This is a genomic window from Erwinia sp. E_sp_B01_1, assembly GCF_036865545.1.
GTDB lineage: Bacteria > Pseudomonadota > Gammaproteobacteria > Enterobacterales > Enterobacteriaceae > Erwinia.
The window spans coordinates 526,723-548,102 of record NZ_CP142208.1 but is presented as its reverse complement, the minus strand read 5'-3'; the positions used below and the strand labels follow the sequence as shown (position 1 = coordinate 548,102).

At 53.6% G+C, this 21,380-nt stretch carries 18 protein-coding genes and 2 pseudogenes; 7 read left to right on the top strand and 13 right to left on the bottom strand.

The window, feature by feature from the left end; genetic code table 11:
• The first annotated feature begins 251 nt into the window (after positions 1-251).
• Positions 252-782 (top strand): inorganic diphosphatase, encoded by a 531-nt coding sequence (gene ppa, locus VRC33_RS02550; RefSeq protein WP_338560541.1) that lies wholly within the window; start codon positions 252-254, stop codon positions 780-782.
• A 58-nt stretch (positions 783-840) separates the two neighbouring features.
• Here ppa and VRC33_RS02545 read toward each other — a convergent pair whose 3' ends face one another.
• Genes VRC33_RS02545 through VRC33_RS02535 form a run of 3 tightly spaced genes read right to left on the bottom strand, consistent with a single transcriptional unit; the run spans position 841 to position 6,682 of the window.
• Positions 841-1,194 carry a gamma-glutamylcyclotransferase gene (locus VRC33_RS02545; RefSeq protein WP_338560538.1) on the bottom strand — a complete coding sequence of 118 codons (354 nt, stop codon included), beginning with the start codon at positions 1,192-1,194 and terminating at the stop codon, positions 841-843.
• A 2-nt stretch (positions 1,195-1,196) separates the two neighbouring features.
• Positions 1,197-4,970, bottom strand: a complete 3,774-nt coding sequence (locus tag VRC33_RS02540) for a translocation/assembly module TamB domain-containing protein (protein WP_338560535.1) — start codon at positions 4,968-4,970, stop codon at positions 1,197-1,199.
• Positions 4,967-6,682 (bottom strand): autotransporter assembly complex family protein, encoded by a 1,716-nt coding sequence (locus tag VRC33_RS02535; RefSeq protein WP_338563998.1) that lies wholly within the window; start codon positions 6,680-6,682, stop codon positions 4,967-4,969. Before VRC33_RS02535 ends, VRC33_RS02540 begins: the two co-directional genes overlap by 4 nt.
• Before the next feature lie 536 nt (positions 6,683-7,218).
• On the opposite strand from VRC33_RS02535, the gene VRC33_RS02530 reads away from it, so the two are divergent.
• On the top strand, positions 7,219-8,544 hold the full coding sequence (locus VRC33_RS02530) for a hemolysin family protein (RefSeq protein WP_338560533.1): 1,326 nt from the start codon (positions 7,219-7,221) through the stop codon (positions 8,542-8,544).
• A gap of 46 nt (positions 8,545-8,590) precedes the next feature.
• On the opposite strand, the gene VRC33_RS02525 is transcribed toward VRC33_RS02530, so the two are convergent.
• Positions 8,591-8,797: a DUF1107 domain-containing protein gene (locus VRC33_RS02525; RefSeq protein ID WP_246760837.1), complete on the bottom strand. Its 207-nt coding sequence runs from the start codon at positions 8,795-8,797 to the stop codon at positions 8,591-8,593.
• 314 nt (positions 8,798-9,111) lie between these two features.
• Between VRC33_RS02525 and VRC33_RS02520 the strand changes: the two genes are divergently transcribed.
• A complete protein-coding gene (locus tag VRC33_RS02520) occupies positions 9,112-9,672 on the top strand; it encodes a YtfJ family protein (protein WP_338560528.1) in 561 nt (186 codons plus the stop codon).
• A 40-nt stretch (positions 9,673-9,712) separates the two neighbouring features.
• Here the strand turns inward: VRC33_RS02520 and cysQ are convergent, their stop codons facing one another.
• Positions 9,713-10,453 (bottom strand): 3'(2'),5'-bisphosphate nucleotidase CysQ, encoded by a 741-nt coding sequence (gene cysQ, locus VRC33_RS02515; protein ID WP_338560526.1) that lies wholly within the window; start codon positions 10,451-10,453, stop codon positions 9,713-9,715.
• A gap of 344 nt (positions 10,454-10,797) precedes the next feature.
• On the opposite strand from cysQ, the gene VRC33_RS02510 reads away from it, so the two are divergent.
• Entirely contained in the window at positions 10,798-12,741 is a 1,944-nt protein-coding gene (locus tag VRC33_RS02510) for a bifunctional 2',3'-cyclic-nucleotide 2'-phosphodiesterase/3'-nucleotidase (RefSeq protein WP_338563996.1), read from the top strand.
• Positions 12,742-12,822: 81 nt separating this feature from the next.
• Here the strand turns inward: VRC33_RS02510 and fklB are convergent, their stop codons facing one another.
• Complete coding sequence (gene fklB / locus VRC33_RS02505) at positions 12,823-13,443, bottom strand: FKBP-type peptidyl-prolyl cis-trans isomerase (RefSeq protein WP_338560524.1); 621 nt, start codon at positions 13,441-13,443, stop codon at positions 12,823-12,825.
• 290 nt (positions 13,444-13,733) lie between these two features.
• Here fklB and VRC33_RS02500 point away from each other — a divergent pair, with 290 nt between their 5' ends.
• Positions 13,734-14,279 carry a LysM-like peptidoglycan-binding domain-containing protein gene (locus VRC33_RS02500; protein WP_338560523.1) on the top strand — a complete coding sequence of 182 codons (546 nt, stop codon included), beginning with the start codon at positions 13,734-13,736 and terminating at the stop codon, positions 14,277-14,279.
• An 84-nt stretch (positions 14,280-14,363) separates the two neighbouring features.
• Here the strand turns inward: VRC33_RS02500 and murA are convergent, their stop codons facing one another.
• From murA to mlaF, 7 genes and pseudogenes are all read right to left on the bottom strand, one after another.
• Positions 14,364-15,626 carry a UDP-N-acetylglucosamine 1-carboxyvinyltransferase gene (gene murA / locus VRC33_RS02495; protein ID WP_338560522.1) on the bottom strand — a complete coding sequence of 421 codons (1,263 nt, stop codon included), beginning with the start codon at positions 15,624-15,626 and terminating at the stop codon, positions 14,364-14,366.
• A 78-nt stretch (positions 15,627-15,704) separates the two neighbouring features.
• Positions 15,705-15,959 carry a BolA family iron metabolism protein IbaG gene (ibaG, locus tag VRC33_RS02490; protein ID WP_338560520.1) on the bottom strand — a complete coding sequence of 85 codons (255 nt, stop codon included), beginning with the start codon at positions 15,957-15,959 and terminating at the stop codon, positions 15,705-15,707.
• Between the two features lie 124 nt (positions 15,960-16,083).
• Positions 16,084-16,380 carry a lipid asymmetry maintenance protein MlaB gene (gene mlaB, locus VRC33_RS02485; protein ID WP_338560518.1) on the bottom strand — a complete coding sequence of 99 codons (297 nt, stop codon included), beginning with the start codon at positions 16,378-16,380 and terminating at the stop codon, positions 16,084-16,086.
• Complete coding sequence (gene mlaC / locus VRC33_RS02480; RefSeq protein ID WP_338560516.1) at positions 16,380-17,015, bottom strand: phospholipid-binding protein MlaC; 636 nt, start codon at positions 17,013-17,015, stop codon at positions 16,380-16,382. Before mlaC ends, mlaB begins: the two co-directional genes overlap by 1 nt.
• Positions 17,016-17,026: 11 nt before the next feature.
• On the bottom strand, positions 17,027-17,566 hold the full coding sequence (gene mlaD / locus VRC33_RS02475) for an outer membrane lipid asymmetry maintenance protein MlaD (RefSeq protein WP_338560514.1): 540 nt from the start codon (positions 17,564-17,566) through the stop codon (positions 17,027-17,029).
• Positions 17,567-17,570: 4 nt separating this feature from the next.
• Positions 17,571-18,344 (bottom strand): lipid asymmetry maintenance ABC transporter permease subunit MlaE, encoded by a 774-nt coding sequence (mlaE, locus tag VRC33_RS02470; protein ID WP_338560512.1) that lies wholly within the window; start codon positions 18,342-18,344, stop codon positions 17,571-17,573.
• Positions 18,345-18,351: 7 nt separating this feature from the next.
• A pseudogene (gene mlaF / locus VRC33_RS02465) lies at positions 18,352-19,163 on the bottom strand (phospholipid ABC transporter ATP-binding protein MlaF).
• 224 nt (positions 19,164-19,387) lie between these two features.
• On the opposite strand from mlaF, the pseudogene VRC33_RS02460 reads away from it, so the two are divergent.
• A pseudogene (locus VRC33_RS02460) lies at positions 19,388-20,367 on the top strand (calcium/sodium antiporter).
• Positions 20,368-20,383: 16 nt separating this feature from the next.
• Positions 20,384-21,370: an arabinose-5-phosphate isomerase KdsD gene (kdsD, locus tag VRC33_RS02455; protein WP_338567489.1), complete on the top strand. Its 987-nt coding sequence runs from the start codon at positions 20,384-20,386 to the stop codon at positions 21,368-21,370.
• Positions 21,371-21,380 lie beyond the last annotated feature (10 nt).

Below are 21,380 nucleotides of genomic sequence, written 5' to 3'. Positions count from 1 at the left end.
CGTTAACTGGAAGTAAGTTGATTGAGATCAATCGAGGCGTCTCGCTATCACACAGGCAGATGTCAGACAGGATCAAATTGCTCGCTGAAGGAAGAATGCAAAGCGGCTTCCTGCACGGTTTTTGGCGTGGTGGGCTAAAAAGCGTCAGCCCGGCACTGGAGCATTCCTAAAGGCTAAAAAGGGGGGATACTTTCATATTCAGTTGGCTATAATGAGCGTCACTTGATTAAGACTGACTGAAGGAATTGACCATGAGTTTGAACCAGGTTCCAGCGGGTAAAGACCTGCCAGAAGATATCTACGTTGTTATCGAGATTCCGGCCAATGCCGATCCAATCAAATATGAAGTGGATAAAGATTCAGGCACCCTGTTTGTTGACCGCTTCATGTCTACCGCGATGTTCTATCCGTGCAACTACGGTTACATCAACCACACCTTGTCTTTAGACGGTGACCCGGTAGACGTGCTGGTCCCAACCCCGTATCCGCTGCAGGCAGGCTCAGTCATTCGTTGCCGTCCGGTTGGCGTGCTGAAAATGACCGACGAAGCTGGTGAAGATGCCAAACTGGTTGCCGTTCCGCACAGCAAACTGACCAAAGAGTACGATCACATCAAAGATGTGAACGACCTGCCAGAACTGCTGCGTGCGCAGATCACTCACTTCTTCGAGCAGTATAAAGCGCTGGAAAAAGGCAAATGGGTGAAAGTGGAAGGCTGGGACAACGCTGAAGCGGCTAAAGCTGAAATCGTCTCCTCTTTCGAACGCGCTGCGAAGAAATAAGTCGCCGCACGGATAAAAAAACACCGCTCACTGAGCGGTGTTTTTATTTGCAGAGACTTCAGGTGGGTTCGGTTACATTCCGCTGCAGCCAGTCGCCGCTGACGATCCGCGTTTTTCCCTCTACCGAACGCTGATAAACGTAAAGCCATGCGCTGCCGTAAGGCGTTTGCATCAGCTGACGTTTATATTCCCCACCTTTCGTTCTGAGCGCATCAAGCTCCCCCAGAGTGGAAGCATCAATGCGGTAAACTTCACAAAACACCTGCCCGTTACCCGCGATCACGCCGGGGTAAAGGCCCAAACTGTAAAGCTCATAACCGTCGATCAGATGATCGCCCAGCCACTGCCCGTTGGTCATCCAATGACTGTTGCCTTGCTTACGTCTTAAGGTGCCATAGACAATTATTCGCATTACTAGAACTCAAACTGATAGAGCAAATCCAGGGCCTGGTCGAGACCAGACACCGCTTCCAAATAGAGCTTGGGCATCAGGCGATAACGTAAGGTTAAGGTCGCCAGTGAATCAAATATGCCAACACCGTATTTTACCTGTAGACCTGGCAGAACGTAGCCACTGACCTGCACCTGCTGACTGTCACCGACGCCAGCCGTGTCCAGGGCCAGGTTACTCACGCCAAAGGTCTCCCCGATTTTACCCACAACCTGCCCACTTTGTGCAAGCCCCAATCCTACTAAAGCAGAGGTTACTGCACTGCTGTCGCTGCCATTTGAGTCCAGCCCCTGGCCGCGAAGCAGGTAAGATAAGGCTTCCTGCTGCGACATCGCCGGATCGGAGAACACTTCTGCTTTAGGTTCATCGGCCAGTCCGGTAACGCGAACACCGGCAGTAACGTCATTTTCGGTCGATTCCGGGTTACGTATCGCCTCAATATTCAGATAAGGCTGGTCCGGCGGCCCGGCAAATTGCAGTTCGCCTTTGCGAACGATCAGATCCTGACCATAGGCATGGAAGCGGCCCGACGGAATATTGATCTGGCCATTAAGGCCCAGACCGCGCTTATCCTGCACCAGCTTCAGATCGCCGTTGAGTTTGGCTTTCAGACCAAAGGCGCTGAGACGCACATCGTCGCCAACATGAATAATCAGATTGCTGTTGATCGGGATAGCCGTGGATTTTGGTGCTATTGGCTTAAGGTCTTTATCCAGCAACACTTCATCAGACGACACGCCGACGGCACTCTCTGGCACTTCCTGCACGTTGATACGCGCCCAGGGAATATCCACGCGCCCGTCCAGGTTGAACATCTGCGGCGTGGCTTCAAACACCAGATCCGGAGAGACGTCCATACGCACCATAGGTGGCACGGTGACGCGGATTTTATTGCCTTTCGCCGCGATCCGGGCACGCCAGGCATCCAGCACGCTCCAGTCGGCTCCGCCGCTCAGCGTAAGCTGCCCTTTAGACGTCTGGATAAGCCCGTCCAGGGTGGAACTCATGCCGTTAAAGACCATATTCAGCCTGGCGGCCGTGAGATCGACCGGCATGAAGCTGCCTTCAACGTCGACATCAGTCAGACCCAAATTACCGAAGACCTGCGGTTTTTGCAGGCTGCCGCCCAGGCGCAGGCTGGTATTAAGCATTCCGGCAACCTTTTCACCCTTCGTCAAAGCCGGATTCAGTAACGCCAGCGACAGCCGCGCAATATTCACATTACCCGACAGCGTGCGTTTGCCCTCGGGATCGGCAATCTGCACGCTGCCATCCAGCTGGCCGTTATTGGCGATGCGAATCAGCCAGTCCAGCTGAGCGCGTCCATTACGCAACGCAGCATTGAGGTTCAGCGTATCAAAAGCCACGGGCAAGGTATTGCCGTCCACATCCTGCGCAACTTTGACGCCGTTGCCCTTCAGCGCCACACGGCCCTGAGGTAAACCGCCGTCTGCCGTCCAGCTGACATCGGCATCGCCAGTAAACACGCCGCTGAGTCTGGTCGCGTCGCCAAGGAAAGGTTTAGCCATCGCTAAATCGAAGCGGTTAAGCACCACTTTCGCATGACCGGCCGGGCCAGCCTCAATAGTTTGCGGAACACAAAGCTCAGCGTTGGGGTTCTGCCAGCAGTGCGGCCCAATGCTGACCGTCTGCTTGCTGTTGAGGTAATCCAACGCTATCGCCCGGGTCAGCCGCCATTCGCCAACTGGCGTGTCGAAGCGGGTATTGTTCAGCGAGCCTTTCCAGCGCTGTTCTGCACGATCAAAGCTGCCGTTCAACGCAAGCTGGCCAGAGACGGGCTCACCCGTGACCACCAGCTTCAGCTGATGCTGTTTCTCACTGCCGCTGGCATCCAGCGTCAGTTGGGAAATCGCCAGGGCATCCTGTTTTAACTGATCCACACGCAGGGCCAGCTTGCCCTGAATCTGCTCGCCGGAGCTGACATCCCCTTTCAGCACCAGACGGGCAATGCTCAGCGCCTGCCAGCGAAGCCCGGTCGCGGTAAGATCGGCCAGTAGCTGTGGCGTTTTCAAATCGCCCCGTGCTTTAAGGGTGCCTTTTGCCACGCCACCCAGGCCCGGCAGAGCATTGTCCAGATGCTGGGCATCAATATCAGCATCCAGGTTGAGCTTGTCGCCCAGCGATCCTTTCAGGTTGATGTTGTTGCGGCCCAGCACCAGTTTCATACCAGGGATATCCCACTGATTGTAGCTGTTACCATAGAGCGAACCGTCGGCGGTGACGGCATTCTGCTTCACGTTGCCACGAAGTTTCAGCTCCGGTACCCGCATCTGCCAGCTACCGCCATACAGGCTACCGCGTGTGGTGATTTTACCTTCCAGCTTCGCTGGCCAGTCCGGGAACTGCTTCGCGGTATTGATGCCGGACAGCGTCAGCTCGCTGCGCCAGCTGATGGCTTTGCTCCAGTCCACCAGCGCCGTCAGGTCAGTATTCCCCTCAAGCGCCGCCAGCCGGAGCTTATCCAGTGAGAATTGCTCAACGTTGCCTTTACCGTCCAGCGACAGCGTGGCGGGCGGGATACCCTGCCCTTTCAGCCCGGCTTTCAGCGACATCACATAATCCGTCGCCTTGCCCTTGAAGCTGAAGTTCAGATTATCCGCCTGATACTGAATATCACCGGTCAGCGGCCAGCGCAGTTGCGGGCTTTCTACATTCATCGACAGCGGCAGGCCTGCCTCTGCCAGTCGGGTGTTTGCATCCAACTGCACACGCACCGGACCAGAGAGATTCAGCCCCAGGTTAAGCTGCTCGCGCAGGCCTCCATCCACTTTCATCCTGATCTTCTCGCCCTTGATCGGAGCGATATTCAGCGCGCTGTTCAGCGTGAAATCAACCGGCCAGCTACCGGTCAGCGTGGCCTGCCCCTGAGCATTGAGCTGCCCCTGCGGCGAGTCCACATCCAGCGTTTCCAGATGCAGAAGCTTGTCATGGGTTTTCGCTTTCACCAGCAGGCGCGTGATGGCGATATCGGTATCGCCCGTAATGCGCAGTTGCTCACCGAGGATCTGTTGAACATCCACATCCAGCGGCATATTGAAATCGGGCAGATCGGGCAGCAGCGGTTTGGCAAACATCGCCTTCAGCGTTTCGCCCAACGGAGGTTCGGCAACTTTCGGCTGCTCTACTTTAGGCTGAACCACCTGCTCATCCACCACTTTTGCCGCTTTCGGCAGCGCAATCAGCAGCCCCTGAATATGGGTCGGATTCAGCGTCAGCGCGCGCTCTTTCCAGCTAATCCCGGAGGTGAAATCCGCCAGGGAGATCGCCGTGTCGTCAACTTTTACGGTGATATTGTGCAGCGCAAGCTGGCGAAGGGTGATGGGGTAAGGCGTGCTGAGATCGCCGGTTGAAGATTCCTCTTCAACCGGGGCAGGCGCGGCAGGCGCCATCTTTTTACTGTCCACCACCACATTCACATCTTTCAGTGAGAGGTCGTTGACGCAGAAAGCGCTGTTTTTCAGGCAGCCCAGCTGTAAGGCAAGATGGAACTCCCCGGCATTGACCGAGACGCCGGGCATTTCATACTGCACGCCTTTCAGCGTGAGGTTGCGCCAGCCGCCATCAACCTGCTTGATTTCCAGCCCCGGAACCCAGCGCGATGCGCCATTCAGCAGCAGGTGTAACCCGGTAGTGGTACCTGTTAAAAATGCGATACCGCCCAGCAGCACCAACAGGAAAATCAGGATGCCAATAAGGACCTTTTTCCAGCGACTCATAGTTCAGGCCCCAGTCCGATATAAAACTGTATGTCTCGATCTTCGTCATCACCCACCGGGCGGGCTATATCCAGTTTGATCGGCCCCACCGGTGACTGCCAGCGCACGCCAAAACCGGCACCGGTTTTGAAGTTATCCTGCTTGATATCGTTCACGGCTTCACCGGAATCGATAAAGACCGCCCCCCACCATTTACCGGTGACGTTGTACTGATACTCCAGCGAGCCGGTGGCCAGCTTGGAGGCCCCGGTCAGCTTGCCGTCGTCATCGCGAGGCGAAATGCCTTTGTATTTGTAGCCACGGATGCTGCGATCGCCACCGGCGAAGAAACGCAAATCAGGCGGCACTTTGTCAAAGTCATTGGTTTCAATCCAGCCCAGGTTACCGCGCACTACAAAGCGGTGTTTATCCGCCAGGGTCCGGATCCAGACGTTCTGAGCCTGAACCACCGCAAAGTCGATATCGGAGCCCCAGGTCGTGTCGGAAACATCCAGAGAATAGCGCTGAGAATCGCCCCAGGTCGGCATCAGGCCGCCGCGCGAACGGGTGCGGTTTATGCTGACGCCAGGGTAAAGCAGCATGGTGGTATTGGTGACGTTACCCTGCGTAAAGTGATCGAGGCTCCAGCGCAGGTTGATGGCGCGCTGCCAGCCGGTTGAAGATTCCCAGTAGCGGGAGGCCGCAAGCGTTGAAGAATCCGCTTTGGTATCATTGAGATCGGTACGTTTCAGACCACCCTGCAGCAGGTAATACTGCTCAACAGGATTTTTCAGCAGTGGGATTTTATAGCTGAAGTTCAGCTGTTGCTCCGGCGCCGAGATGTAAGCACTGGTCGTCAGGCTGTGGCCGTAGCTGTTAACCCAGGGTTTTTTCCAGGTCGCTTTTACGCGCGGCCCGACATCCGTAGAGTAGCCCACACCCGTTTCAATGGTGTTCTCGGTGCGGGGACTGACCACGCCGTGCAGGGGCAGAATTTTGTTTTTACGGGATTTATCAAACTCTGGTGCCACTACCACGGAGTTAAACCATCCGGTGGCTGAGAGGCGGCGGTTCAGTTCAGCCAGATCGCGTGAACTGTAATAATCGCCTTTTTTAAAGGGCACCAGATTTTGCAGATACTCTTCACGAATTTGCGAGCCTTCAAAGCTGACATCGCCAAAGCGGTAGCGCTGGCCACTGTCGTAATCTATATCCCAGAAGGCTTCACGGCGCTCTACAGAAACGCCCAGCTGACTTTTGGCATAGTCCCCGTCAAAGTAGCCTTTGCGCAGCGCAAGGTTGCCCAGGGAGCTTTTAAAGCCGTCGTAGTCGCTGTGGTTCAGTATGCCGCCGATATGGGTTTTGCCTGCTTTGACCAGCGCCTGATAATCCTTATCCGTGCGGGCTTCGCCGCGAATGATCACCGTTTCGCCAGCCAGTTTCACCGGCTCACCCGCCGTCACTTTCGCGATCAGCAGCGGTCTTTTACCGCCAGCAGGAGGAGGCTGAAGATCGAATTCAATGGTCGGTTCGTAATAGCCTAAGGCTTTCAGCCCCTCTTTAACGGCATCACTGACGCGCGCGCGAAAACGACCATCAGCCGAGATTTCATCGGACGAGATGGTAGAAAGGCGTGCACGCACGTTTTTTTGTAAATCCCCGGATAACCCTGTGACCTGTAATCGCACTGTTGCCGCCTGGGCAGCCGGTGCAGCAGCTAAAAGCCCTAACATGCAATAAACATGAATTCGTGGCACGCTCACTCCTGATTATGTTGCCGGCCCTGATTCCAGCTGGGCACAACGTCTTCTTGATTTCATCCACTGGTTTGGGATCCTGTAAGCATGGCAAGCTTTTGCCGCTTATGGACCTCTATTTCCACGCAAACCCAAATTTTTTGACATATTGTGTGCAAAGTATCGACACGTTACAACACAGGATCGTGATCGAATGTTACCTGCGGCGTTAATAAGCAGGCAGACTCGGATTAATCTCATCCTGCCGATCGCCGCAATTGTAAGCATTGGTCTCCACAGCTATAATCCTCAGCACAGGCCGCCATCCGGCCTGTTGACTGATTTCTGCCCCGGCGACCTTGCCGAACAGGTGCAGACATTTTTGGCACGGATAGCCGAGCGTCTTCTCAGGGTACAGGATGCCCGCAGATCCTCATGCGCTGCCCAGGCCAAAAATGACAAGTTATCAACCCAAGGCCGGTTACAGACGCTGTTAGCGTGACCACAGAACCGAGCCATTTTATGGATGTTTTATGTTAGACAGCTTGCTTGTCATCTTTCTGCTGATTGCCATCAGTTCGTTTTTCTCACTGTCAGAAATCTCGCTCGCCGCAGCGCGCAAAATCAAGCTGAAGCTGCTGGCAGACAAGGGCCATATCAAGGCTCAGCGGGTTCTGAAGATGCAGGAAACGCCCGGCATGTTCTTTACCGTGGTACAGATCGGCCTGAACGCCGTGGCGATCCTTGGCGGTATTGTGGGGGACGCTGCGTTTTCACCCGCTTTTCAGGCCCTTTTTGAACGTTTTACCGATCCGGTTCTGGCAGAAAAATTGAGCTTTATCTGCTCATTTACCCTGGTTACCAGCCTGTTTATTCTCTTCGCCGATCTTTTCCCAAAACGCCTGGGCATGATCGCCCCGGAAGTGATAGCCCTGAAGATCATCAACCCGATGCGGATGTGTCTGTTTATCTTCCGTCCTCTGGTGTGGTTCTTTAACGGTGGGGCTAATATTATTTTCCGCCTCTTTAAGATCCCGCTGGTCCGCAAAGACGATATTACCTCTGACGATATTTACGCAGTGGTGGAAGCTGGTGCGCTGGCCGGAGTGCTGCGCAAGCAGGAACACGAGTTGATAGAGAACGTGTTTGAGCTTGAGTCACGTACCGTGCCCTCTTCTATGACCTCCCGCGAGAACGTGGTGTGGTTCAATCTGAATGAAGATGAAGCCAGCCTGAAAGAAAAAATCGCCAATCACCCGCACTCCAAATTCCTGGTGTGTAACGATGATATCGATCACATTGTCGGCTATGTCGACTCCAAAGAGCTGCTGTTAAGGGTGCTGGGGAATCAGAGTATGGCGCTGAACAGCGGCGTACAGATCCGCTCAGCGCTGATAGTGCCGGATACCCTGACGCTGTCAGAAGCGCTGGAAAGTTTTAAAACCGCAGGGGAAGATTTTGCGGTGATCATGAATGAGTACGCGCTGGTAGTGGGGATTATCACCCTGAACGATGTGATGACCACCCTGATGGGCGATCTGGTCGGCCAGGGGATGGAAGAGCAGATTGTCGCCCGTGACGAGAATTCCTGGCTGGTGGAAGGCGGCACGCCTGTTGATGATGTGATGCGGGTACTGGATATTGATGAGTTCCCACAGTCGGGGAATTACGAAACGATCGGCGGCTTTATGATGTTCATGCTGCGTAAGATCCCGAAACGCACCGATTTCGTGAAATTCCACGGCTATAAGTTTGAAGTGGTGGATATCGACAGCTATCGCATCGATCAGCTACTGGTGACGCGAATTGATGCCCGCCCGACTGCTGCTGCGGTGTTAGCGAAAATGGCTGAAGAGTAACGGCGGAAGGGATAGCAAAAAGGCGCGAATATTCGCGCCTTATTTTTTAGTTGAACTCGGTCTGTAATCGTAACACCTGGCGGTTCACTTCTGACATCACGCTATAATGTTGTTTATCTTTGATGCGTGGGATCAAAATCTTCCCTTTATCAAATTCAAATGCGCCTACGTCTTTAATGTAAATCCTGCCGCGAAACAGGGTTTTCACGTATTTGGCTACCTGCAGCGGATTATATCGCTGAAAGATTTTCATGTAGTTCTTACTCCTGAAAAAGATGTGCGCTGCGTCGTGTCCAAGTTCGGTACGAATCCTTGCAGCGCAAAGTGGATTCACTATAGACCAACATCGCCTTCCTGAAGTCCTAAAATTGAATTTTTTTACTGTTTTTACACATCATGACAGTGGTCTCTGTCATCAGGTAATGTCGGAACAGTATAAACCTTCAATTGAAAGAGATTTGTGTACGCTGTTGCAAAAATGTTATCTCAAAGCGACAGGCGCATTCTCTGCGCCTAATATTGCAGGAACATGACTAACTGGTCGGATCACATTAAAAAGGCATCCCCATGACTACCCTTCGCTGTTTTTTTGTTCTGGTCACCCTGATCTTCTCCCTGAACGTCAGCGCGCACGGCTTCGTCCAGGGTCAGCGGGTGCCAGCGGTTGGCATAACAGATAAGGGGGAGCTGATTTTAGAACAGCAGGAGTTCAGCTATCAGAACTGGAACAGCGCGAAGTTGCCTGGCAAGGTGCGGGTGATTCAGCATATTGCCGGGCGCTCTGCCTCGAAAGAGAAGAATGCGGCGTTGATTGAAGCCATTAAGGCGGCTAAATTCCCCCACGACCGTTATCAGACCACCACCCTCGTCAATACCGATGATGCCATTCCCGGTACCGGGATGTTTGTGCGCAGCAGTATTGAGAGCAACAAGAAGCAATATCCCTGGTCGCAATTTATCGTGGACAGTGAGGGTGTGGCAAAGAAAGCCTGGCAGTTAGAAGATGCTGGCTCGGCGATCGTGGTACTGGATAAACAGGGCAGGGTCTGTTTCGCCAAAGATGGCGCACTGACCCGTGAGGAGGTGAAGCAGGTCGTGATGCTGATTCACCGGCTACTGAGCGCCTGAAGCCCGCTCAGCCACCTCCCTGTGGCTGTAATTCGGTGAATTAAAAGATCGAGACGCGGAAACCCGGATTAAGGAAGGATTCGCGAGGCGTATAGCTCAGCGTTTTGCCCTGCCAGTCGTGAACATGCGCGCCTGCGGCAATGGCTACGGCATGGCCGGCGCCGGTATCCCAGATATTGGTAGGCCCGAAACGCGGATAAAGCTGGGCTTTGCCCTCTGCCACCAGGCAAAATTTCAGTGAAGAGCCGATAGCCGTGGTCTGATGCTCGCCCAACTGGCTGAGATAATCCTCCAGTTCGGTATCAGAATGGGAGCGGCTGACTACCACCAGCGGAGGATGCGCTTCACGCACCTGAATTTGCACATTGTGGCCGCCCTCCTCTTTCCATGCTTTACCTGCTGCAGCGGAATACATCACGCCCAGCACAGGAGCATAGACCACGCCCAGCACGGGTTTACCGTTCTCAATCAGCGCGATATTCACGGTGAACTCGCCGTTGCGTTTAATAAACTCTTTGGTGCCATCAAGCGGGTCTACCAGCCAGTAACGCTGCCAGTGTTGACGCACATCCCAGCCTGGAGGATCTTCTTCTGAGAGTACGGGAATATCAGGGGAAAGCTCAGACAGCCCCTGAACAATAACTTTATGTGCCGCAATATCGGCCGCCGTAACTGGCGAGTCATCGGACTTTTGTGAGACATCAAGCGGTGCCTGTCCGTTATACACCATCATGATTGCATCGCCTGCTTCCCGGGCCAGCTGGCAAATTTTGTCTAACATTTTCCACCTCTTGATTAGCATCTTGATGCCGGACACAGCCGGCAGGTGTGACATATCAGGCCGCGCTCTCCACTGCAAAAAACCTCTACTGATCATAGCAGTTGATTTTGACACTCAGGCCTGTGGCCCATTGCCGCCAGAGAAACAGCCGCTTCCTTAAGTAAAGTTGGGCTTAATTATCAAAAGCATACTGTATTTCACTCTGCAGAACCTGCTGTTTTTTACCGGCGGGACATAAGAGGTAATTATTTGTAGCAGATCACATAAATGTGAGACACAGGGTAATAGTTTCATAAAAGTTTGAGATGTTATGAGCTGATGGACTGCAAATTTACGGAGAAATGATGATTAAGCCCTGCCTTACCCTTGCGGCGCTGCTGGTAGCCACCTCGCTTCCTGCCGCCACGGTCGATTTCCGCCTGCTGGAAACCACCGACCTGCACAGCAACATGATGGATTTTGATTATTACAAAGACGCGCCCACGGAAAAATTTGGTCTGGTGCGGACGGCAACGCTGATTGAAGCAGCACGTAAGGAAGCCGCCAACAGTGTGCTGGTCGATAATGGCGATATTATTCAGGGCAGCCCGCTTGGTGATTATATGGCGGCGAAGGGGCTGCAACAGGGCGAGGTGCATCCGGTCTATAAAGCGATGAACACGCTGGATTACACCGTGGGCAACCTCGGTAACCACGAATTTAACTATGGTCTGGACTATCTGCATAAAGCGATAGCCGGTGCCCGCTTCCCCTATATCAATGCCAATATTATTGATGTTAAAACGGGGAAGCCGCTGTTTACGCCTTATCTGATTAAAGCCGTTAAGGTCACCGACCGTGAAGGAAAAACTCACCAGCTTAAAGTCGGCTATATCGGATTTGTCCCGCCGCAGATTATGGTCTGGGATAAAACCAATCTTACGGGAAAGGTAACGGTTAACGATATTACCGAAACCGCCCGCAAATGGGTGCCCGAAATGCGCAAAGCCGGTGCCGATTTGGTGGTGGCTATCCCCCACTCTGGCCTGTCAGGCGATCCCTATAAAGTCATGGCGGAGAACTCGGTCTGGTATCTCAGCCAGGTGCCGGGGATAGATGCGATTATGTTTGGCCATGCCCATGCGGTTTTCCCCGGCAAAGAATTTGCCAGCATCAAAGGCGCTGATATCCGGCAGGGGACGCTGAACGGTGTCCCGGCTGTGATGCCCGGCATGTGGGGTGATCATCTCGGAGTGATCGATCTGGTGCTGGATAATCAGCAGGGCCACTGGCAGGTTACCAGCGCCAGAGCCGAGGCCCGTCCGGTTTACGACAAAGCGGCGAAGAAATCACTGGCCGCAGAGGATCCGGCGCTGGTGAAGGTAATGGAGCATGACCATGTTGCCACTCGGGAGTTTGTCAGTAAGCCGATTGGGAAATCCGCAGATGTGATGTACAGCTACCTGTCACTGGTTCAGGACGATCCTACCGTGCAGATCGTTAACAACGCCCAGCGTGACTATGTTGAGCGCTACATCCAGGGCGATCCCGATCTGGCTAACCTGCCGGTGTTAACGGCGGCGGCACCTTTCAAAGCCGGGGGGCGTAAAAACGATCCCGCCAGCTATGTGGAAGTTGAAAAAGGCCAGCTGACCTTCCGTAATGCTGCCGATCTCTATCTCTATCCCAATACCCTTGTAGTGATGAAGGTGAGTGGTAAAGAGGTGAAGGAGTGGCTTGAGTGTTCCGCTGGTCAGTTCAATCAGATCGATACCCACAGCAGCAAACCTCAGTCGCTGATCAACTGGGACTTCCGTACCTACAATTTTGATGTGATCGACGGCGTGAACTACCGTATCGACGTGACTCAACCTGCCCGTTATGACGCTGAATGCAAGTTGATCAATGATCAGGCTTCACGCATCACAGGATTGACCTTCAAGGGTAAACCAATCGATCCACAGGCAACCTTCCTTGTTGCCACCAACAATTACCGCGCTTATGGCGGCAAGTTTGCAGGAACCGGCGAGGACCATATCGCCTTTGCTTCACCGGATGAAAACCGTTCAGTCGTTGCTGCTTACATCAGCGCGCAGACAAAAGCTCAGGGAGAGGTGAAGCCGCAGGCAGACAATAACTGGAAGCTGGCGCGCATTGAGAGTGCCACACCTCTGGATATTCGCTTCGAAACTGCGCCCACAGAGAAAGCAGCCGGCTTTATCCGCAGCCATGCTCAGTATCCGTTAGAGCAAAAAGGCACGGATGAGACTGGCTTTGCGATTTATCGGGTGGATTTACAGAAGAACTGACCAGGGAGAGCTGTTTTACAGATAGCAGGATGGAACCAGAGGAGATAAAGAGCGGGCCAGGCGTCCCTGGCCCCCGAAATCTTACAGGATTTCTAACAGCTCAACTTCAAACACCAGCGTGCTGAATGGCGGGATAGAAGCCCCAGCGCCACGCTCACCGTAGGCCAGTTCGTGAGGGATAACCAGCTCCCACTTTGAACCTACTGGCATCAGCGTCAGCGCTTCAATCCAGCCTGGGATAACGCCGCTGACCGGGAATTCAGCCGGTTCGCCACGCTGTACTGAGCTGTCGAACACGCTGCCGTCAATCAGCTTACCGGTGTAGTGAACGCGTACGCGATCCTGACGGGAGGGGATTGCACCTTCACCCTGAGTCATCACGCTGAACTGCAGACCCGTTTCAGTGCTGCTCACGCCTTCGCGCTTGCTGTTCTCTTCCAGGAATTTCTGACCTTCAACTGCCATTGTCTGCTGGCGCTCACGACGCACGGCATCTGCACGCTCATGGACTTCACGCAGCGCACGGTGAACAACGTCTACAGGTACAGCAGGGGCGTTCCCTTCCAGCGCATCGCGCAGGCCTGCCAGCAATGCTTCTGGCTGCAGACCCTGCAGTCCAGATTCCAGCAGCTGCTGGCCAACCTGTAAACCGATACCGTAACTTGCTTGCGCTTCTACGCTGTCAAAAGAAGGGGTAGTCATGGATTTTCCTTTCATCATTGATAAAACCGAAGACGAAGCATAACAGCGCAGGCTACAGGCGTAAAATGGCATCTTCTTAAGGTGACTTTTGGTTGTTAAAAGGAAACAATACCCGGATCCCACGGGCGGAATAAACTCCGCACGCACAATGCTTTATCAGCTATATTTTAGTCGAGGTCAAAATGGGCCATATTGCCCGCAGGCGAAGGAAGAGCCAGTCGCTTTCACTGAAGGGTTGGTTGCGCCGAAGCTCACTATTTGCGCGAAGTTCGCGCCAGGAGGACGACGCCATGCCCAAAGCGTCTTCAGAATCACGAGTACCGCAATTTTTCAGCCAGATCTGGCACCTGCCTGATTCCGTACGCTGGATGGATCCGCTGCCGCCCTTTCACCGTCGGGGCATTATTCTCGCTCTTATGGTGATGCTGCTGGCCTTTCTCTGGCCTGCCCCCACCCCCATGCAGGCGCCCAGGCCGATGACTTCCGGGCAGTCTTCCGATACCAGCGTGCCTTTGCAGGCGGAGATCAGTGATGAGAGTCCGCCTGCTCAGCCTCAGGTTACTAACGATACCCAGGGGACCTGGCACAGCTACCAGATTGCTGCGGGTCAGACGCTGGCGCAGTTATTCCGTGACAACAATCTGCCGGTCAATGATGTGTTTGCCATGGCGCAGGTTGAAGGTGACAGCAAACCGCTGAGTACCTTACATACCGGTCAGGCCGTGCGAATTCGTCTGAATGCTCAGGGTGTGGTGAATGGCTTAACGGTGGATACCGATAATGGGCAGATCCTGTTTACCCGCCAGCCAGATGGCACCTTTATCCGGGCGCAGTAGTCACAAAAACGCTTGAGGGGAGTGAAACAGACAAAAAAAAGGCGGTAGATAATCTACCGCCTTTTTTACTGACTGCCCTGGGGGTTACTCTTCGCCGCTTACGCGCTCGATATTCGCACCCATCGCTTTCAGCTTATCTTCGATGTGCTCATAGCCACGATCGATATGATAAATGCGGTCAACAATCGTTGTCCCTTCTGCGATACAGCCGGCCAGAACCAGACTGGCTGAAGCACGCAGGTCAGTAGCCATCACCTGTGCCCCGGAGAGTTTCTCCACACCGTGACAAATCGCCGTGTTGCTCTCGATTTCCGCATGTGCGCCCATACGAATCAGCTCAGGGATGTGCATAAAGCGGTTTTCAAAGATGGTTTCGGTAATCACACCGGTGCCTTCAGCGACCAGGTTCAGCAGGCTGAACTGCGCCTGCATATCGGTCGGGAAGCCCGGATGCGGCGCCGTGCGGAAGTTCACGGCCTTAGGACGCTTGCCGTGCATATCCAGGCTGATCCAGTCCTCGCCCGTTTCGATATCCGCACCGGCTTCACGCAGCTTAGCCAGCACCGCATCCAGCGTATCAGGCTGGGTCGCACGACACATGACTTTCCCGCCGGAGATAGCGGCAGCAATCAGGAAAGTACCGGTTTCAATACGATCTGGCAGCACGCGGTAAACACCGCCACCCAGACGTTCCACACCCACGATGGTAATACGATCGCTACCTGCGCCGGTGATTTTTGCCCCCAGCGTGTTCAGGAAGTTAGCCGTATCCACAATTTCTGGCTCGCGGGCCGCATTTTCGATAACGGTGGTGCCGGTTGCCAGCGTAGCCGCACTCATGATGGTTACGGTAGCGCCAACACTGACCTTGTCCATTACGATATGTGCGCCTTTCAGGCGGCCATCGACAGAAGCTTTAACGTAGCCCTCTTCGAGTTTGATCTCTGCACCCAGCTGCTCCAGACCCGTAATATGCAGGTCAACAGGACGGGCGCCGATAGCACAGCCGCCTGGCAGGGAAACCTGGCCCTGACCGAAACGCGCGACCAAAGGGCCAAGTGCCCAGATAGAAGCACGCATGGTTTTAACCAGTTCATAAGGTGCACAGTAGATATCAACTTTACTGGCATCCAGATGCACGGAGCCGTTGCGTTCAGCCTTCACCCCAAGCTGACCGAGCAGCTTCATGGTGGTATCAATGTCTTTCAGTTTCGGGACATTCTGAATCTCTACGGGCTCTTCCGCCAGCAGAGCTGCGAACAGGATCGGCAGCGCTGCGTTTTTAGCGCCGGAAATTGTCACTTCCCCGCTTAAACGGGTAGGACCCTGCACACGAAATTTATCCATTGCACCAGCTCTCTTTTTTAACAATAAATGACTGTCCGCTTCACCCCGTGTTGACCGTGGTGACCTTAGCGAAGCAGCTTAAAAACCGTTTAACTTACGGTCGCGCGCCCACTCATCCGGGGTAAATGTCTTGATCGATACTGCATGGATACGGTTATCAGCGATATAAGCCATCAGCGGAGCGTAGACGGTCTGCTGTTTCTTCACGCGGCTCAACTCGCCAAACAGATCGCCCACAGCGATAACCTGAAAATGGCTGCCATCGCCAGTAACGTGGACTTCCTGCAGCGGTAACGCGCCCATCAGCACGGATTGAATTTCACTATTTTCCATGAGGCTTCTAAATTCGGTTAATGATAAACAGGCACACATATTAGTGGAAAGTGCCGCTATCTTAAACAAGCAAAAAGCCCCTGTCGGGACAGGGGCTGGTTATGTTCAGTTTCAGGCCGGAATTTTACCCGTGCGAAACAATGATCTGCTGCAAATTGTAGAGGGTAATTAACGAACGTAGTTTGTCGTTGATGCCCGTAAACAAAGGCGCTTTGCCCTGTTGCAACGCAATGTGACGCAGATGCACCAGCAGCGCTAACCCGGCAGAATCCACCCTCTCCAGCGCTGAAACATCGATTGTATCGATCTGTTTCATCACCGTTTCACGCTGTGCCCAGAGCGCGGACAGCGTCTCACGCTCCAGTTCACCCGAGAGACATAACTGATTCGCCTCAAGATGCCAGCTCAGTTGTTCGCGCATTACTGCTGTTTATCCAGAGTGATGGGCTGATTTGCGTAAGACTTAAGCAACTGGGTCAGGCCATCTACGCCTTTCTGGCGCAGCGTGTCGCTCCATTCATTCTGCTTGGTGGTGATCATGGATACGCCTTCCGCAATCATGTCATAGGCCTGCCACTCGCCAGTGCGGCTGTTTTTACGCCACTGGAAATCGAGACGCACAGGAGGGCGTCCATTGGGATCAACAATAGTGACGCGGATAGCAATGATGGTCTTATCAGCATAAGACTGTTCGGGAGCAATCTGGTAAGTCTGTCCGTTATACAGCGCCAGCGCCTGACCATAGGCCTGAGCCAGATAATCCCCAAAAGCGTTGAAATAGGCTTCACGCTGGGCTGGTGTCGCTTCTTTGTAGTAACGACCTAACACCAGGGCTCCGGCGTATTTGACCTGTACATAGGGTAGCAGCTCTTCCCGCACAACCTGGCGCAGGTAGTCAGGATCCTGTTTGATTTTCGGCTGTTCAGTTTTAAGACGGGTAAAGGTTTTCGCTGCCGCCTCATTCATCATTTGATAAGGATTGGTTTTATCAGCTGCGGCATTGGCCGCTACAGGTGCAATAATCAGCATTGCCACCATCAGGAAACGTTTAAACATTACTTGTCCTCTTATGGATTAGTCGGGGCAGGCTGCCCGTTTGCTTCCGGTGCCACCGGTGAAGCTTCTTTCTTGTCGTTCCCATCGCCGCTCTTATACAAGAACTGGCCAATCAAATCTTCAAGCACCATTGCCGATTTGGTGTCCTGAAGGGTACTGCCATCTTTAAGCATAGCTGTTCCCATGTCAGGATCGTCAAAACCCACGTTCAGCGCCAGAAACTGCTCGCCCAGCAGGCCAGACGTTCTTATCGCCAGTGAGCTGGTGTCCGGCAGCTGATTGTATTTCTCTTCAATATCCATCGACACGCGCGGTAAATAGGTTTTTTCATCCAGCCCGATATCCGTTACCCGACCAATGACCACTCCCCCGATTTTAACCGGTGAGCCTGTTTTCAACCCGCCGATGTTGTCAAAAGTGGCATACAGCTTCCAGGTAGGTTCATTCCCCAGGGATTTTAAATCTGCCACACGCAGACACAGGAACAAGGCTGCACAAAGCGCCAACAGTAAAAATACCCCTACCCAAATTTCGCTTTTTTTCGTTTGCATTGAATCAGTTCCCAAACATCAGTGCAGTCAGCACAAAATCTAAACCGAGTACCGCCAGAGAAGCATGTACTACAGTGCGAGTGGTCGCCCGGCTAATCCCTTCCGAAGTGGGGATAGCATCATAACCATTGAACAGAGCAATCCAGGTCACCGTAAAGGCGAAGACGGCACTTTTGATCACGCAGTTAACAATGTCAGTGCGTACATCCACGGCGTTTTGCATCGCAGACCAGAAGAAGCCGCTGTCGATGCCTTTCCAGCTCACACCCACAATGGCACCGCCCATGACGCCAACGGCGACAAAAATCAGCGTCAGCAAAGGCATGCTGATAAAGCCAGCCCAGAAGCGAGGCGAGATAATTCTTCGCAGAGGATCGACCGCCATCATCTCCATACTGGAAAGCTGTTCGGTCGCTTTCATCAACCCTATTTCTGCCGTCAGCGCTGAGCCAGCCCGACCAGCAAAGAGGAGCGCAGTCACTACCGGCCCCAGTTCACGCAGCAGCGAAAGGGCCACCAGCATGCCGAGGCTGCTGTCCGCACCATAAGTGTTTAAAACCAGATAGCCCTGCAATCCCAGTACCATGCCGATGAATAAACCCGACACCACAATAATCAGCAGCGAAAGCACACCAATACTGTAGAGCTGTTTGATCACCAGTGGCGTATGTTTACGGAAGTGAGGAATGCCCACCAGCGCGTGAAAAAGCATTAATCCGGCACGACCAAAGGAGGCGCAGGTATTGATCCCCTGTCGTCCAAGCGCACGTAATAACATCAGTGTATTAACTCCCTGAACCGGTTAAATCTTGCAGATAGTCCCCTGCAGGAAAGCGAAAAGGTACCGGACCATCAGCGATGCCATCGATGAACTGGCGTACACGCGCATCTTCATTTTCCTTCAAAGCACTGGCCGTTCCCTGGGCGATAACTTTCTGCCCGGCAATAATATAAGCGTAGTCAGCGATACTCAGGACTTCCGGCACATCGTGTGAAACGACAATGCAGGTCATGCCAAGGGAGTGGTTCAGCTCATCGATCAGTTTCACCAGCACGCCCATAGTGATGGGATCCTGGCCTACAAAAGGCTCATCAAACATGATCAGGTCGGGTTCTAACGCGATGGCACGTGCCAGTGCGGCACGTCGCGCCATACCGCCCGACAGTTCGGAAGGTTTTAGCTGTGCCGCCCCACGTAGTCCCACCGCCTCCAGCTTCATCATCACCGTGCTGTGCAGCAGTTGCGGGGGAAGCCGGGTGTGTTCACGCAGCGGCCAGGCGACGTTATCGAAAACGGTCAGGTCAGTAAACAGCGCGCCAGACTGAAACAGCATGCTCATTTTTTTCGGGTTTCGTACAACCTGGAGCGGGACAGGCTGGGGATATTTTCACCATTAAACCAGATTTCACCCTTGTCCGGACGTAACTGACCGCCAATCAGGCGTAATAAGGTGGTTTTGCCAATGCCTGATGGCCCCATAATAGCCGTGACTTTTCCTTTTGGCACAGTCAGCGAGATATTATCAAATACAGGTCGATCCCCCCGGGCAAAGCTCACGCCCCGGACATCTACCAGATTCGTCTGCGGCTGGCTCATAGATACCTCTCCATATTTTCAGGCACAGTAATGACCTCAAATGGTAACGCATAACCTGTCGGACACGACACTTTTACAGAAACTTACCCCGAAGACGTGGCTAAAGCTGGCATAAGTTTTACTTTTTGCTTCCAGATCGTCAAAATCAACGCATTCACTTACCGCCCTTGCATTACACGTCGCGCAAGGCGAGCCGACGATTATACCCGATCAAAGGACAATTCATGCTCGTAGCTATAGCACTGTTGGTTATCGGTTTAGTTTTACTGGTATACGGTGCAGATCGTCTGGTCTTCAGCGCTGCTATTTTAAGCCGGGCGCTGGGTATGCCCCCCTGATTATTGGTATGACGGTGGTGGGGATTGGCACTTCACTGCCTGAATTGATCGTCTCTTTTTCTGCTGCGACACATGGTCAGATGGATATTGCCGTCGGCACTGCCATGGGCTCCAATATCACCAACATCCTGCTGATTGTTGGCGGCGCGGCGCTGCTTCACCCGCTTACCGTCCACTCCAATCTGGTGCGCCGTGAACTGCCTCTGATGCTGCTGGTGACATTATTGTGCGGCGTAATGCTGTTTGATAATACCCTCAGCCGTAATGATGGCCTGGCGCTGATCGCCATTGCCGCCGCTTATTTGCTGTTTATTATTAAAATTGCGCGCAAGGCTGAACGTGAAAACAGCGACTCTCTGACGCGCGAGCAGCTTGCGGAACTGCCGCGTGATGATGCTGGCAATACGGTTGCCTTTTTGTGGCTGGCCGTAGCCCTGATTATTCTGCCTATGTCGACGCGGATGGTCATTGATAACGCCACCGTCATCGCTGACTTTTTCGGTGTCAGTGAACTCGTTATCGGCCTGACGGTGATTTCTGTGGGTACCAGCCTGCCTGAGCTGGCCACGGTGATCGCCGGGGCGCTGAAAGGCGAAGATGATATCGCCATCGGTAACCTGATTGGTTCTAACATCTACAATATTGCTATTGTGCTGGGCGTGCCGGCACTGATTCATCCTGGTGATATTGACGCGCAAGCCTTTGCCCGTGACTACTGGGTCATGCTGGGCGTAAGCGCGCTGTTTACGTTGATTTGTCTGCAGCGCAGCCGCTGCATAGGGCGAGTGGCAGGAGCACTGCTGCTCACGGGCTTTGTGGCCTGGGTTGCCCTGATCTGGTGGCTGCCTTCAGCGACCCTCTGGTAAAAAAGGAATGGAAATTATGGCACCTGGCAATCATGCACCTGGCTTTGACTTTCAACAGGCCGGTATTGATGTCCTGACGATTGAACGACAGGGCCTTGAACAGCTGGACCAGTATATCAATGAAGATTTTACCCAGGCCTGTGAACGCATCTACAGCTGCCTCGGAAAAGTCGTTGTGATGGGGATGGGGAAATCAGGCCATATTGGCAAGAAGATGGCAGCAACATTTGCCAGTACCGGGACCCCTGCCTTCTTTGTCCATCCAGCTGAAGCCAGTCATGGCGATCTGGGTATGGTCAGCGCAGGCGATATCGTTATTGCCATCTCAAATTCCGGCGAATCCTCGGAAATCCTGGCGCTGATCCCGGTGCTGAAACGCCTGCACGTTTCGCTGATTTGCATGACCAGCAAGCCCGAGAGCGCAATGGGCCGTGCTGCTGATATCCATCTCTGTGTTAAAGTACCGCAGGAAGCCTGCCCTCTCGGTCTGGCTCCCACCTCCAGCACAACGGCAACGCTGGTGATGGGCGATGCCCTGGCGGTAGCCTTACTGAAAGCGCGGGGTTTCACCGCAGAAGACTTTGCCCTGTCCCACCCGGGCGGCGCGCTGGGCCGCAAGCTGCTGCTTACCGTGAACGATATTATGCACACGGGTGACGAGATCCCTAACGTCAGCCGCGATGCCTCCCTGCGCGATGCACTGCTGGAAATTACCCGTAAAAATATGGGCATGACAGTCATCTGCAACGACCTGATGAAGATCGAAGGTATCTTCACCGATGGTGACCTGCGCAGGGTGTTTGATATGGGAATTGATATTCATCATGCCAGTATTGCCAGCGTGATGACGCCAGGGGGAATCAGGGTGCGTCCAAACCTGCTGGCCGTTGATGCCCTTAACCTGATGCAAAGCCGGAATATCACCGCCGTAATGGTTGCCGATGGCGATACGCTGCTTGGTGTGGTGCATATGCATGACATGCTGCGCGCTGGCGTGGTTTAACAAGGAACAG